The sequence below is a fragment of the Streptomyces sp. NPDC096311 genome (genome assembly GCF_044763085.1).
Lineage (GTDB): Bacteria > Actinomycetota > Actinomycetes > Streptomycetales > Streptomycetaceae > Streptomyces.
Map to the genome: position 1 here is coordinate 84,224 of NZ_JBIWFN010000028.1, position 13,196 is coordinate 97,419.

14 protein-coding genes are annotated in these 13,196 nt (G+C 70.7%); all 14 read left to right on the forward strand.

The window, feature by feature from the left end; genetic code table 11:
- Positions 1-13: 13 nt before the first annotated feature.
- The 14 genes from ACIRA5_RS46440 (at position 14) to ACIRA5_RS46505 (ending at position 13,151) form a co-directional block, all read left to right on the forward strand.
- The gene (locus ACIRA5_RS46440) at positions 14-1,051 is read left to right on the forward strand and encodes a ketoacyl-ACP synthase III family protein (protein WP_403702480.1); all 1,038 of its coding nucleotides are present in this window, start codon (positions 14-16) and stop codon (positions 1,049-1,051) included.
- Positions 1,045-2,238: an FAD-dependent monooxygenase gene (locus ACIRA5_RS46445; protein ID WP_403702483.1), complete on the forward strand. Its 1,194-nt coding sequence runs from the start codon at positions 1,045-1,047 to the stop codon at positions 2,236-2,238. Before ACIRA5_RS46440 ends, ACIRA5_RS46445 begins: the two co-directional genes overlap by 7 nt.
- Before the next feature lie 68 nt (positions 2,239-2,306).
- On the forward strand, positions 2,307-2,585 hold the full coding sequence (locus ACIRA5_RS46450) for an acyl carrier protein (protein WP_266651362.1): 279 nt from the start codon (positions 2,307-2,309) through the stop codon (positions 2,583-2,585).
- Positions 2,582-3,835 (forward strand): beta-ketoacyl-[acyl-carrier-protein] synthase family protein, encoded by a 1,254-nt coding sequence (locus ACIRA5_RS46455; RefSeq protein ID WP_403702486.1) that lies wholly within the window; start codon positions 2,582-2,584, stop codon positions 3,833-3,835. The genes ACIRA5_RS46450 and ACIRA5_RS46455 overlap by 4 nt, the downstream gene beginning before the upstream one ends.
- Positions 3,832-4,932, forward strand: a complete 1,101-nt coding sequence (locus ACIRA5_RS46460; protein ID WP_403702489.1) for a beta-ketoacyl synthase N-terminal-like domain-containing protein — start codon at positions 3,832-3,834, stop codon at positions 4,930-4,932. Before ACIRA5_RS46455 ends, ACIRA5_RS46460 begins: the two co-directional genes overlap by 4 nt.
- The gene (locus tag ACIRA5_RS46465) at positions 4,929-5,876 is read left to right on the forward strand and encodes an AfsA-related hotdog domain-containing protein (protein ID WP_403702492.1); all 948 of its coding nucleotides are present in this window, start codon (positions 4,929-4,931) and stop codon (positions 5,874-5,876) included. The genes ACIRA5_RS46460 and ACIRA5_RS46465 overlap by 4 nt, the downstream gene beginning before the upstream one ends.
- A complete protein-coding gene (locus ACIRA5_RS46470) occupies positions 5,873-6,565 on the forward strand; it encodes an HAD-IA family hydrolase (RefSeq protein WP_403702495.1) in 693 nt (230 codons plus the stop codon). The genes ACIRA5_RS46465 and ACIRA5_RS46470 overlap by 4 nt, the downstream gene beginning before the upstream one ends.
- Positions 6,562-7,272: an SDR family oxidoreductase gene (locus ACIRA5_RS46475; RefSeq protein WP_403702498.1), complete on the forward strand. Its 711-nt coding sequence runs from the start codon at positions 6,562-6,564 to the stop codon at positions 7,270-7,272. Before ACIRA5_RS46470 ends, ACIRA5_RS46475 begins: the two co-directional genes overlap by 4 nt.
- 3 nt (positions 7,273-7,275) lie before the next feature.
- A complete protein-coding gene (locus ACIRA5_RS46480) occupies positions 7,276-7,680 on the forward strand; it encodes a hypothetical protein (protein WP_266651358.1) in 405 nt (134 codons plus the stop codon).
- Positions 7,677-8,243, forward strand: coding sequence for a 3-hydroxyacyl-ACP dehydratase FabZ family protein (locus ACIRA5_RS46485; RefSeq protein WP_403702501.1), 567 nt, complete (start codon positions 7,677-7,679; stop codon positions 8,241-8,243). The genes ACIRA5_RS46480 and ACIRA5_RS46485 overlap by 4 nt, the downstream gene beginning before the upstream one ends.
- A 66-nt stretch (positions 8,244-8,309) precedes the next feature.
- Complete coding sequence (locus ACIRA5_RS46490; protein WP_403702504.1) at positions 8,310-9,275, forward strand: ACP S-malonyltransferase; 966 nt, start codon at positions 8,310-8,312, stop codon at positions 9,273-9,275.
- 84 nt (positions 9,276-9,359) lie between these two features.
- Positions 9,360-10,904: an acyl-CoA carboxylase subunit beta gene (locus tag ACIRA5_RS46495; RefSeq protein ID WP_403702507.1), complete on the forward strand. Its 1,545-nt coding sequence runs from the start codon at positions 9,360-9,362 to the stop codon at positions 10,902-10,904.
- 30 nt (positions 10,905-10,934) lie between these two features.
- The gene (locus ACIRA5_RS46500) at positions 10,935-11,165 is read left to right on the forward strand and encodes an acyl-CoA carboxylase subunit epsilon (protein ID WP_403702510.1); all 231 of its coding nucleotides are present in this window, start codon (positions 10,935-10,937) and stop codon (positions 11,163-11,165) included.
- Between the two features lie 213 nt (positions 11,166-11,378).
- On the forward strand, positions 11,379-13,151 hold the full coding sequence (locus ACIRA5_RS46505; protein WP_403702623.1) for a biotin carboxylase N-terminal domain-containing protein: 1,773 nt from the start codon (positions 11,379-11,381) through the stop codon (positions 13,149-13,151).
- The last annotated feature ends 45 nt before the right edge of the window (positions 13,152-13,196 follow it).

Below are 13,196 nucleotides of genomic sequence, written 5' to 3' on the forward strand. Positions count from 1 at the left end.
GAGGGCGGCACACATGCTGATCAACAGCCTTTACCTGAACGGCTGCACGGTCTCGTATCCCGACAAGCGGATCCCGGTCTCCGACGCCCTGTCGCAAGGACTGGTGCGCGACTTCGACGAGACCATAGGAAACCCCGACGTACCGGTCTTCGACAGCCGACAGCCGGTCGCCGACCTGGCGGTCGACGCGCTGCGAGGAGCCCTGAAGTCGGCCGAGACGGACGCGTCGGACGTGGGCCTCCTGCTCCACTGCAGTTGGTGGCACCAGGGCTTCGACATCTGGAGCGCGGCGCACTACGTCGCGCACCAGACCGGTGCCCTCGGCTCCTTGCCCGTCAACATCTCGCAGGGATGCAACGCTCCGATCGCGGCGCTCGAACTCGTCGGCCGGTCCATGTTGTCCGACGCATCGATCACGGCGGCCGCCGTGACGGTCTCGGACGCGATGCTGGCACCGCAGGTCGACCGCTGGAACCTCAACTACGGCTGCGTCCACGGCGATGCGGGGACCGCGATGCTCGTCACGCGTGAGCCGGCCGCGAGCAACTCCTTCAGGATCATTTCCCTGGCGAGCAGCGCAGCTCCGGAACTCGAGGAGATGAATCGCTTCGGATACGACCCGACGCCCGGCCCCGCGCTGCGGGAGGGCGGCAAGGTCGACCTGAAGGCCGCCAAGAAGGCGTACCTGACGGAATACGGCATCGAGCGCTTCGCGCAGCGTTCGCGGGAATCCCTGACGGGCTGCGTCCGACAGGCCCTTGACGACGCGGGCCTGTCGGGAAGCGAGGGGCGCATTCGGGCGGTTGCCGTCCCGCGGCTCAGTGGAAAGATCTTCGAGACCGTCTATCGTCCGCAACTCGCGCCGTTCTTCGGCGCCGAGAAACTGCTGTGGCACGGCGGACGGACCGCCCATCTCGGGGTCGCCGATGTGGGCGCGAACATCGCGGACATCTACGAAGAGCAGGATCTGCGGCCCGGCGACGTGTGTGTGATCGTCAATGCCGGCGGCGGATACACCTGGTCCTGCCTGGTGTTGGAGCTGGTGTGCTAGACGTATTGATCGTCGGTGCGGGACCGACGGGGCTGACGGCCGGGTGCATTCTTGCCCGGCGAGGCCTCTCGGTCCGCATCGTGCGAAAGCATCCTCCGTTCACGGGCCATTCGCGGGCTTCGGTGATCTGGCCGAGGGCCCTGGAAATCCTGGATTCGTTCGGCGTCACCGAAATTCTCGAATCGATCGGCAGCCGTGTCACCCGAGTCGGCTACTACTCGTCGGGCAGCTCCATCGGCCGCTTCGAGATCGATCGCCTGACGGACACCAGGTTCGGTTACGCGCTCGGCATCTCGCAGCACGAGACCGAGGCCGTGCTGGAGGAGGCCTTCCTGGCGGCCGGCGGCGACATCGGCGACGCGGAAGTCGTCGGACTGGAACAGGACGCCCGGCAGGTGTCCGTCCACATCCGCTCGGGCGGGCACGACTCGACCGTGTCGGCCCGCCTGCTGATCGGCGCCGACGGAGCGAACAGTGCGGTTCGTGAGCTGCTCGGCATCGCGATGAACGACGTGGGCCCGAGGGTCTCCTTCAGGATCGCCGACGCCGTGATCAGCGGGCTGCCCGAGGACCAGGCCAGCTACTGCTGGACGCCCGGCGGCGGCATGGCCATCGGACCGCACGATCGGCACGCGTACCGTCTCGCGCACCGGCTCACCCCGGGCGCCCCGGACCCGTCGCCGGAGTCCTTCCAGCGGTTGCTGACCGAGCGCGGTCCGCAGGCACACCGCGGGGTCGTGCAGGAACTGATATCCACCGCGGACTTCCAGGCGCGATTCGCCATTGCGGAGCGTTTCGGCGTCGGCCGCAGCTTTCTGGCCGGCGATGCCGCGCACGTAATGGCACCGGCCGGCGGCCAGGGAATGAATTCAGGAATCCTTGACGCCGCCGCACTTTCCTGGCGTATTATGGAATCACACCGGAATGGCGCGGCGGAAAACAAACTGCCGGAGAATATGCTTCCGGATTACGATGCAGAGCGCCAGGGCGTGATCAGGAAGATCATGGCGACTGCCATTGAGCACGCCCGTGACGGCGGACTGCGCTCGGATTCTGAAATCACCGAGCGGGATCGACGGTACCGCGACATGTGGACCGACTCCGCACTGCATGTGGATCGAGTGGCCAGGCTGAGCCAGCTGAATCTCGATCCGGCACGTACCGGTGCCGAGCACATTCCCTTCTGAGCCCCACGGAATTCGACTTTCCCGAGTCGGGCCAGTTTTCGAAGAAATCCACTGAAACGGATGAGGGCATGACTGCTGTAATTACTGATGACGTTGTCCGCAACGCCACGCTGGACATCATCGTCGACGAGCTCGAGCTGGACATCGAGCCGGACGAGGTCGATGTGCACGCCGACCTGATCGACGTCTACGGTGCCGACTCCCTCGGTCTGATCCAGGTGCTGGCCCGGGTGAACAAGCAGCTGTCGATCCGGGTCCCCCGTGAACTCGCCGTCGACCTGCGCACCGTGGACCTCCTGGTCCAGCAGATCGTCCGGATACGCGACGCCAAGGACGGCGGCCAGTGACCCGCGCCCGCCGGGTCGTGGTGACCGGCATGGGATGTGTGAGCAGTATCGGCACCGGGGTCGAGGACTTCACCGAGGGCGTCAAGGCCGGCCGCAGCGGTGTCTCGGAGGTCAAGGCCTTCGACAGCAGCGACTTTCCGGCCCATCTGGGCGGCGAGGTCCAGGACTTCGACCCCGCCTCGATCGTCCGCGTCATCGACGTGGCCGACTGGGGACGCACGGCCCACTTCGCGGCCGCCGCGGCCCGCCTGGCGGTGGAGGACGCCGGGATCGAGTTCGACGAGGCCACCCGCGCGGCGACGGGGGCGATCATCGGCACCACCAACGGTGAGGCACCCTCGGTCGACACCCTGACCCAGCAGTGGCTGGACGGCGGCCCCAGCACGATCTCCGCCGACGTGGTCCGCAAGATCCCCGCGGGAAACATCGCCGCGGCCGTGTCGGTGGAGCTGGACCTGCACGGCGAGACCGTGGTCATCCCGACGGCCTGCTCCGCCGCCAACTACGCCATCGGCAGCGCGGCCGACAAGATCATTGCCGGTGAGTCCGACGTGATGGTGGCCGGCGGCGCCGACAGCGTGAACAGGTTCACGCACGCCGGGTTCCTCAGCCTCGGCGCGGTGGCCGACGGGGTTCCCCGGCCGTTCGACCGGGACCGCACGGGCATCGTCACCGCCGAGGGCGGCGCGGTCCTGGTCCTGGAGGAACTCGAGCACGCCCGGCGGCGCGGCGCGCACATCTACGCCGAGCTGCTCGGCTACGGGCTCAGCTGCGACGCCCACCACATCGTGCACCCGGACGCGGAGAGCATCGCCGAGTGCATCCGCAAGGCACACGCCAACTCGGGCATCGACGCCGGCGAGGTCGACTACGTCTGCGCCCACGGCACGGGCACGCCGACCAACGACATCACCGAAGTCACCGCCACCCGGCTGGTGTTCGGCGACGAGCATCCGCCGATGAGCTCCATCAAGTCGATGCTGGGCCACACGATGGGCGCGGCCAGCGGGTTCGGAGCGATCGCGTGCTGCAAGGCGATCGAGGAGTCCTTCCTGCCGCCCACCATCAACCTGCGCACCGTGGACCCGGCGTTCGGGGACGGCATCGACTTCGTCGGCTCGGGCGCCCGTACCACCGAGGTACGGGTGGCGCAGAACCACGGCTTCGCGTTCGGCGGCAACAACGCCATCACCATATTCGGCGCCTATTCCGACCGTGAGCCGGTCGGCGCGGGAGGGGAGCGGCGATGACCTCGTCCGAGGAACTCCAGATCTCTGATGTGTCCGTGCTGTCCGCGGCCGGCGTCGGCCTGGACGCCCTGCGCGAGCGGCTGCGTGAGCCGGCCGCGGCCGGGACGGCACCGGGCGGCGAGCCGTCGGCCGCCGACGCCGACCACTACGTGGGCCTGCCCGGCCGGGTGGCGGCCGTGCCGGACTTCAAGATCACCGACTACGTCCCCCGGAAGGGAACGAAGAACCTCGACCGCACGACGGCGCTGGGCCTGGCGGCCAGCACGCTGCTCAAGCGCGACCTGAGCGCGCGGGCGGACATCTCCGACGCGTCCTGGGAGTCCACCGGGATCGCCATGGGCACCGTCGTCGGCAGCCTGCGCAGCAGCGTCGACCTGGACGTCGACATCATCGAGGGCAAGGGGATCGACCTGATCAACCCCGCGGTCTTCCCCAACACCACGATGAACTGCTGCGCCAGTCAGATCGCGATCTGGCACCGGCTGCGCGGACCGAACTCCACCCTGGCCAACGGAACCGTCAGCGCGCTGTCCGCACTGCGCTATGCCGCCCGGCTCATCCGCTGCGGTCACGCCCGGCGGATGCTCGTGGGCGGCGTGGAAGAGCTGTCGCCCCACACGGCATGGGGGACCCGGCTGAAGAAGGACGTACAGGAGTCCGTCGTCATCGGGGAGGGCGCGGCGATGGTCGCGCTCGAGCCCGCGGGACCGGACGCACCGCCCGCCCTGGCCACGGTGACGGCCTGCGAGGTGATGTTCGCGCCGCAGCGCACGCAGGCCGGGTACGCCGAGGCGCTGCGCCGCGCGGTCGCCCGCGCGCTGGAGCCCTGCGCGGCCGCCGGTGTCGACGTACGGCTGATCCTGCCCGGGGCCGTCGGAACGGTCCTCGAGCAGAGCGAGGAGTCGGCTCTCGAGCAGTTCGACGTCGAGCGGGTGGACGTACGGACGGCGGTCGGTGAGTGCGGCGGCGCCCTGGGTGCCATGCAACTGGCCGCCGCGGTCGCGCTGGGGCGGCCGGGCACCGGCATACTGATCACCGGGATCGACGACTCCGGAGCCGTGGCGGCGGCGGTGCTCACCATCGGCGGGCGGTCATGAGCGCCACGACGGACGCCCGAGTGCGCCGGGACCTGGTCCACCGCGCCAACGACCAGGAAGTTCTCGTCTCCCCGCCCTGGCGACAGGGCGGGGGCGAGTACGGCAGCACCACGGTCACCACCGGCATCAGCCCGTACTACCGCGACCACCCCGGTTCGCACTGGCTGGACGCGCTGCTGCTGATCGAGGCCTGCCGGCAGGCGGCGCTCAGCGCGGCGCACGAGTTCGCGGGCCTCTCGCGCGACATCGCCTTCTTCTTCAACTCGATCGACATGGAGATCACCGATCCCGCCGCACTGGCGGGCGTGGACGGCGAGTTGACGATCGTGACGGCGTTCGAGCAGCTCAGGCTGCGCAGCGACGGGACGCCGAAACAGATCGCGTACACGCAGCGCGGCACCGACGGCTCGGGCCGGACGGTGGTGCGTACGTCGATGGCGGTGCAGGGCGTGCCCAAGGGCCGCTACCAGGAGCTGCGGGCGTATCAGCGCGACGGCTCGGTCCCGCCGACCACGGCGGGTCTGCGGCCCGAGGCCGGCCGGCGGGCCGGGCTGAGCACACCGCAGAGCGTGGCCCGGACGCAGACCGCCAATGTGGCGCTCGCCCGGCTGCGGGCCGGAGCGGACGGCGTCAGCGCGGCCCTGGCCCCCGACTTCGCGAACGCGAGCCTGTTCGACCACGACTACGACCACTACCCGGCGATGGTGCTCATCGAGGCCGGCCGCCAGCTGGCGCTGGCCGGCAGCCGGCGGCCCGTCGAGCACGTCGTGACCGCGGTGCGCGCGACGTTCGAGCACTTCGCCGAACTCGACCGGGAGACCCGGATCGTGGCGAGCCACGACGAGCGCTGGGTCGACGTGGAGTGCGCGCAGGACGGTCTGGTCGTGACCCGGATGTCGTTCGGGCTGGCCCCGGCCGGCCCGGACGCCGGGGAGGTGCCGTGAGGCACGCGATCTGGACCGACTTCCGGGGCGTGCTCACCCCGCCGCTGCGGGAGGGGCTGCGCACCTACTGCGAGGGCAAGGAGTTCACGCCCGAGCAGCTCGGCCGGTGCCTGCGGGCGATCGCCGACCGGCACGGCCGCCCGGACGGGATGGCCGTGCTGGACTCCGGGGTCCTCACCGAGCGGGAGTGGACGGCGGAGATCGAGCGGGAGCTGTCCGCCCGGTTCGGGCTCGACGCCGACCTGTCCGGCCTCGGCCCCGAGTGGTGGAGCGACCGCAGGATCGACACCAAGTGGCTTGCCGCGCTGCGGACTTGGCGGGAGGCGGGCGCCTTCGTCGGGATGATCTCCAACCTTCCCCCGGACTGGCGGGAGTACTTCGCAGACTTCCGGTCCTGGGACGACCTGTTCGACGAGGTCCTGCTGTCCTGCGACATCGGCGCCCGCAAGCCCGACGCCGCGATGTTCCGCCTGGCCGAGACCCGGTCCGGCCTTCCGCCCGAGTCCAACGTCCTCGTCGACGACCTGGACGACAACGTCGCCGGCGCGCGGCGGGCGGGCTGGGTCGGGGTGGTCGGCGGCGGCGATTCCACCTGGGCCGCCGTCGAGCGGATCGATTCGATCGTGCGCGTCGGCGCACCACACCACGTCATGCGCGTCGGCGCACCTCACCAAGGAGCAGAACGATGACCAGTCGATCGGTGTTCGTCACCGGAGCCAGCCGCGGCATCGGGGCGGCGATCGCGAGTGAGTTGAACAAGCAGGGCTATCGCGTGGTGGGGACCGCCCGCACCACGAAGCCGGAGGTCGAGGGGGTCTCCTTCGTCGAGTGCGACGTGCGCGATCCGCAGTCGGTGAGCACGGCGGTCGAGCAGGCGCGGGAGATCCTCGGCGAGATCGACATCGTCGTCAACTGCGCCGGGATCATGAACGACGGGCCGCTGCTCACCCAGACCCACGAGGGCGTCCAGGACGTGCTCGACACAAACCTCAGCGGCTCCATCAACGTGGCCCGGGAGACCGTGTCGGACATGATGGCGAACAAGTGGGGGCGCCTGGTCTTCGTCTCCTCGATCGTGGCGCTGTGGGGCTCGCCCGGCCAGGTCAACTACGCGGCCTCGAAGAGCGGCCTGATCGGCCTTGCCCGCTCGCTGGCTTGGGAGCTCGGGCGCGCCGGGATCACGTCCAACGTGGTGCTGCCGGGCCTGATCGAGACCGACATGATCGCCGACCTGTCGAAGCGGCGGCGCGAGGAGATCCTCTCCCAGACGGCACTGCGCCGGGTCGGCCGGCCGGAGGAGGTGGCCGCGCTGGTCGCCTTCCTGGTGTCCGACGAGGCCGGCTTCATCACCGGCTCGTCCATCCCGATCGGCGGCGGCGTCGGCATGGGCGTGTGACCCATGACTGCCGTACGCCATCCCCTCTCCGATGCCGCTCGACGGCTGCCGCTGGTGGCTGTGGACGACGTCCGGGAGAGCGACGGGGGCTTCGTCGGCCGCAAGAGGATCGTCGCCGACGACCCCTATCTGGCCGGCCACTTCCCCGACCTGACGGTGTACCCCGGGGTGTTCCTGGTCGAGAGCCTGCAGCAGATGCTCGAGCTGCACATCGACGGGGCCCTCGGCGGCATCGAACTGGTAGAGCTCGGCTCGGTTCGCTTCAGCCGACCGGCCCTCGCCGGCGACGAGTTGGTCTTCGAGACGGCGGTCAGCGGTGACCGCGCATCTCTGGTCACCAGGACGACCTGCAGCATCGACGGGCAGCGCTGCGCCCGCATCACCGCGACGTGGAGGTGCCGGACATGACGACATCAACCGTGCCGGACACGACGACACCGTCGGCTGTGCCGGACAAGACCGCACCCTCAACCGTGCCGGACAGGACGACGCCGTCGGCCGTGCCGGCCACGGACCACCCCGACCCCGGTGACCTGCTGCCCTACGGCTACCCCGCGCTCCAGATCGACCGGATCGTCCGGCACACGCCGGGTGCGCTCATGGCCACGAAGGCCGTGACCTATCACGAGCTGGACAGCCACTTGGGGCGCTCCAGGCCGGGCGAGTTCCCCGCCAGTCTTCTGCTGGAGTCGTTCCTGCAGGCATGCGGGCTGCTCATCGTCCTCGAATCCGACGGGGCCGACCGCCAGCTGCTGATCTTCGGGTCGGCGCGCGGAGTGCGGGTGACCGGCGCGGTGTACGCGGGCGAACTCCTGGAGCACTCCGTCGAGTTGATCGACCGGGACGAGGAGACGGCCACGTTCAACGGCGTGGCGCGTGCCGGGGACGGCCGCGTCGTCCTGGAGGTGGAGCGAGCCATCACCCTGCTGCGCCCCGCCGACTCGCTCGTGGGCCCGCAGTGCGGGGACTGACATGTCGGAGACACCCAAGATTCGGAGATATCCAAGATGGGGGATTCGGTGGGGTACCACTACGTCGTGACTGCCCCGGGACAGGGAGTCCAGCGGCCGGGGATGCTCGACCCCTGGCTGGACGGGGTTCCCGGGGCACCCGGACTGGTCGACGACTGGTCGCAGGCCGTCGGCTTCGACCTGGTCGAGGCCAGTCGTGACGAGACGCTGCTGGCGGACACCGCCTTCGCACAGCCGCTGATCGTCGCCGTGTCCGTGCTCGCGCAACGCCTGTTGCGCAGCAGGCTCGGGCCGGCCGCCGGCGACGTGCTGTTCGCGGGGCACTCGGTCGGTGAACTGGCCGCCGCGGCCGGCGCCGGCTACCTCAGTCCCGAGGCCGCGGTCGCCCTGGCCCGGGTGCGGGGCGCGGCGATGTCCGCGGCGTGCGCGGTGGCGCGGACCGGCATGGCGGCGGTGATGCCGACCAGGCGGGACGGCGCGCCGGACGAGGACATCGGCACCGCGGTCACCGCGGCCGGCCTGGCCGTGGCCAACTTCAACGGCAGCCACCAGTTCGTGGCGGCGGGGCCGTTGGACCGTATCGAGGCCCTCGCCGATGCGCCGCCGCCGGGGGTACGGGTCGCCCGGCTGCCCGTCGCGGGCGCCTTCCACACCGAGGCCATGGCGCCGGCGGTGGAACCGTTCGCCCGCGCGGTACAGGCGGTCACCATCACCGAGCCTGCCTCGGCGATGGTGGGCAACGAGGACGGCGCGCCACTGGCCGGCCCGGACGACCTGCGGCGTCGGCTGATCACCCAGATCACCTCGCCGGTCCGGTGGGACCTCTGCGTGGCGGCGATCGCCCGCCACGCGCCGGACGCCCTGCACATCGAGTTGGCTCCGGCGGGGCCGCTCACCCGGCTCCTGCAGCGTTCCCACCCGGGCGCGCGCGCCGTCGCGGTGGCCACCCCGGAGGACATCGACCGTGTGGTCGCCGAGGCCGCGGCGAGCGGGCGGCCCGCGGTGGAGAGCCGGTTGGCGGTCGCCCGATGACGGCGACCGCCCCCGTAGGTCCCGGCCGCGCGGGGCCTGCCGGGGCCGCCAGGATCACGCCCGAGGAGACAAGAGGGGGACGAAATGCTTAGCGGCGTCGAGGAGTTGGTGGCCCTCAAGCACGTGATCGCCGAGGGAGCGGATGCCGCCGCCACCCAACGGCAGCGCGACAAGGGCAAGCTGACCGTGCGGGAGCGCATCGACCAGCTGCTCGACCCGGGCTCCTTCCAGGAGGTCGAGCCGCTGCGCCGGCACCGCGCGACCGGGTTCGGCCTGGAACGCCGCAAACCCCACACCGACGGGGTGGTCACCGGCTGGGGCACGGTGGACGGCCGCACGGTCTTCGTCTACGCGCACGACTTCCGCATCTTCGGCGGCGCGCTGGGCGAGGCGCACGCCGAGAAGATCCACAAGATCATGGACATGGCCATCGCGGCCGGTGCGCCGCTGGTGTCGCTGAACGACGGCGCGGGCGCCCGCATCCAGGAGGGCGTCACCGCCCTGGCCGGCTACGGCGGCATCTTCACCCGCAACACCAAGGCGTCCGGTGTCATCCCGCAGATCAGCGTGATGCTCGGTCCGTGCGCGGGCGGCGCCGCGTACTCGCCCGCCCTCACCGACTTCGTCTTCATGGTCCGCGAGACGTCGCAGATGTTCATCACGGGTCCTGACGTGGTCAAGGCGGTGACCGGCGAGGAGATCAGCCAGAACGGCCTGGGCGGCGCCGACGTCCACGCGGAGACGTCGGGCGTGTGCCACTTCGCCTACGACGACGAGGAGACCTGCATCGCGGAGGTCCGCTACCTCATCTCCCTCCTTCCGCAGAACAACCGCGAGACGCCCCCGGCAGAGGCGACCGGGGACCCGGCCGACCGCCGCTGCGAGGAACTCCTCGACCTGGTCCCCGCCGACGGCAACCGCCCGTACGACATGCGCGCGGTGATCAGGTCGATCGTCGACGACGGCGAACACCTGGAGGTCCACGAGCGCTGGGCCACCAACGTCATCGTCACCCTGGCCCGCATGGACGGCCAGGTCGTGGGCATCGTGGCCAACCAGCCGCAGTCGCTCGCGGGCGTCCTGGACATCGAGGCCTCCGAGAAGGCGGCCCGCTTCGTCCAGATGTGCGACGCCTTCAACATTCCCCTGGTGACACTGCTCGACGTCCCCGGCTTCCTCCCCGGTGTCGACCAGGAGCACGGCGGCATCATCCGGCACGGCGCGAAGCTGCTGTACGCGTACTGCAACGCCACCGTCCCCCGCATCCAGCTGATCCTGCGCAAGGCCTACGGCGGCGCCTACATCGTCATGGACTCCCGCTCCGTGGGCGCCGACCTGTCCTACGCCTGGCCCACCAACGAGATCGCGGTGATGGGCGCCGAGGGCGCGGCCAACGTCATCTTCCGCCGCCAGATCGCCGCGGCCGAGGACCCCGACGCGATGCGGGCCCGCATGGTCAAGGAGTACAAGGCCGAGCTGATGCACCCGTACTACGCGGCCGAACGGGGCCTGGTCGACGACGTGATCGACCCCGCCGAGACCCGCCGGATCCTGATCAGGTCCCTGGCCATGCTGCGCACCAAGCACGCCGAACTGCCGTCCCGCAAGCACGGCAACCCGCCCCAGTGAACTCGCCCCGACCTGAACGGAGTTGACCCCATGACCATCGTCATCGACCCTGCCGCCCCGTCCCCCCTGGTCCGCGTCGAACGCGGCCACGTCACCGACGACGAACTCGCCGCGCTCACCGTGGTGCTGCTCTCCCGGGCGACCGCGCAGGACGCCGACGCCCCCGCCACCCAGGGCGCCCCCCGGTGGGACCGCCCCGAGCGGCACGCCCCCTACCGCTTCCCCGGCAGCTGGCGCCGCAGCCCGGGGACCAGAGGCTGACAGGGAGGGGACGAGGAGGGGACGAGGAGACGGAGAGGGACATGGACGGCATGCACAGCTCCGAATCGACACAGTCACGGGTGGAGGCGGCGTCCTCTGAGCGGCCCTGGCCGACGCGTGTGCTGCTGGCAGGGGAGGAGGAGCGGGGCGATGAGCCGCATATCCACCGAGGGATCGACTGAGCGGTGGGAGGGGAAGGGCCGGATGAGCGTCATGCGCAAGGTGTTGATCGCCAACCGCGGGGAGATCGCGGTCCGGGTCGCCCGGGCCTGCCGGGACGCCAGGATCAACAGCGTGGCGGTGTACGCCGACCCCGACCGGGACGCCGTTCACGTCCGGGCCGCCGATGAGGCGTACGCCCTGGGCGGCGACACCCCCGCCACCAGCTATCTCGACCAGAACAAGGTCCTGGCCGCGGCCCGCGAGTCCGGAGCGGACGCGATCCATCCGGGCTACGGCTTCCTGTCGGAGAACGCCGACTTCGCGCAGGCCGTGCTCGACGCGGGCCTGGTCTGGATCGGCCCGCCGCCGCAGGCCATCCGTGACCTGGGTGACAAGGTCGCCGCCCGGCACATCGCCCAGCGCGCCGGCGCCCCGCTGGTCGCGGGCACGCCGGACCCGGTCTCCGGCGCGGACGAGGTCGTCGCGTTCGCCGAGGAGCACGGGCTGCCGATCGCGATCAAGGCCGCCTTCGGCGGCGGCGGCCGGGGCCTCAAGGTAGCCCGTACCCTGGAGGAAATCCCCGAACTCTACGACTCCGCCGTACGCGAGGCCGTCGCCGCCTTCGGACGCGGCGAGTGCTTCGTGGAGCGCTATCTGGACAAGCCGCGGCACGTGGAGACCCAGTGCCTGGCCGACCAGCACGGCAACGTCGTCGTCGTGTCGACCCGTGACTGCTCGTTGCAGCGCCGGCACCAGAAGCTGGTCGAGGAGGCCCCGGCGCCCTTCCTCTCCGACGAGCAGGTCGCCGAGCTGTACTCCGCCTCCACGGCGATTCTGCGCGAGGCCGGGTACGTCGGCGCCGGCACCTGCGAGTTCCTCGTCGGCCAGGACGGCACGATCTCCTTCCTGGAGGTCAACACCCGCCTCCAGGTGGAACATCCGGTCACCGAGGAGGTCGCCGGCATCGACCTGGTCCGTGAGATGTTCCGCATCGCCGACGGCGAGGAACTCGGCTACGGCGACCCCGAACTGCGCGGCCACTCCTTCGAGTTCCGCATCAACGGCGAGGACCCGGGCCGGGGCTTCCTGCCCGCCCCCGGGACCGTCACCCGGTGGCACCCTCCGACCGGGCCGGGCGTGCGCCTGGACGCCGGCGTGGAGTCCGGCAGCGTGATCGGCCCGGCCTGGGACTCCCTGCTCGCCAAGCTGATCGTCACCGGCGCCACCCGCGAGCAGGCCCTCGAACGGGCCCGCCGCGCGCTCGCCGAGTTCGAGGTCGAGGGCATGGCGACCGCGATCCCCTTCCACCGGGCGGTGGTCGAGGAGCCGGCGTTCGCCCCCGAACTGACCGGCTCCGCCATGCCGTTCATGGTGCACACCCGATGGATCGAGACCGAGTTCCACAACACCATCCCCGCGTTCGACGCCGCGGCGGGCGGAGACGAGGAGCCGGCCGGCCGCGAGACCGCGGTGGTCGAGGTCGGCGGCCGGCGCATCGAGGTCTCCGTCCCGGCGTCGTTGGGCCTGTCCCGCGCGCGCACGGCGGCGGGCGGAACGCGCCAGATCAAACGCCGCTCCGGCACCCGCAAGGCCCAGTCCGCCGTCTCCGGCGACACCTTGGCGTCGCCGATGCAGGGCACGATCACCAAGGTCGCGGCCGAAGAGGGGGCGACGGTCGCGGTGGGCGACCTCGTCGTCGTGCTGGAGGCGATGAAGATGGAGCAGCCCATCAACGCCCACAAGGCCGGCACGATCGTCGGCCTGGAAGCCCGGGTCGGCGCGAGTCTCACCGCGAACGCGGCAATCTGCGCCATCAGGGGATGAAGCGTTGAACATCCACCGGCACGAACCCGACCGAGCACCTGTGTT

Bases quoted from the DNA above. Each gene is read 5' to 3' on its own strand.
- ACIRA5_RS46500 (WP_403702510.1), top strand. From the start codon at position 10,935: ATGACCATCGTCATCGACCCTGCCGCCCCGTCCCCCCTGGTCCGCGTC.
- ACIRA5_RS46505 (WP_403702623.1), top strand. From the start codon at position 11,379: ATGCGCAAGGTGTTGATCGCCAACCGCGGGGAGATCGCGGTCCGGGTC.
- ACIRA5_RS46475 (WP_403702498.1), top strand. From the start codon at position 6,562: ATGACCAGTCGATCGGTGTTCGTCACCGGAGCCAGCCGCGGCATCGGG.
- ACIRA5_RS46480 (WP_266651358.1), top strand. From the start codon at position 7,276: ATGACTGCCGTACGCCATCCCCTCTCCGATGCCGCTCGACGGCTGCCG.
- ACIRA5_RS46465 (WP_403702492.1), top strand. From the start codon at position 4,929: ATGAGCGCCACGACGGACGCCCGAGTGCGCCGGGACCTGGTCCACCGC.
- ACIRA5_RS46450 (WP_266651362.1), top strand. From the start codon at position 2,307: ATGACTGCTGTAATTACTGATGACGTTGTCCGCAACGCCACGCTGGAC.
- ACIRA5_RS46485 (WP_403702501.1), top strand. From the start codon at position 7,677: ATGACGACATCAACCGTGCCGGACACGACGACACCGTCGGCTGTGCCG.
- ACIRA5_RS46460 (WP_403702489.1), top strand. From the start codon at position 3,832: ATGACCTCGTCCGAGGAACTCCAGATCTCTGATGTGTCCGTGCTGTCC.
- ACIRA5_RS46495 (WP_403702507.1), top strand. From the start codon at position 9,360: ATGCTTAGCGGCGTCGAGGAGTTGGTGGCCCTCAAGCACGTGATCGCC.
- ACIRA5_RS46440 (WP_403702480.1), top strand. From the start codon at position 14: ATGCTGATCAACAGCCTTTACCTGAACGGCTGCACGGTCTCGTATCCC.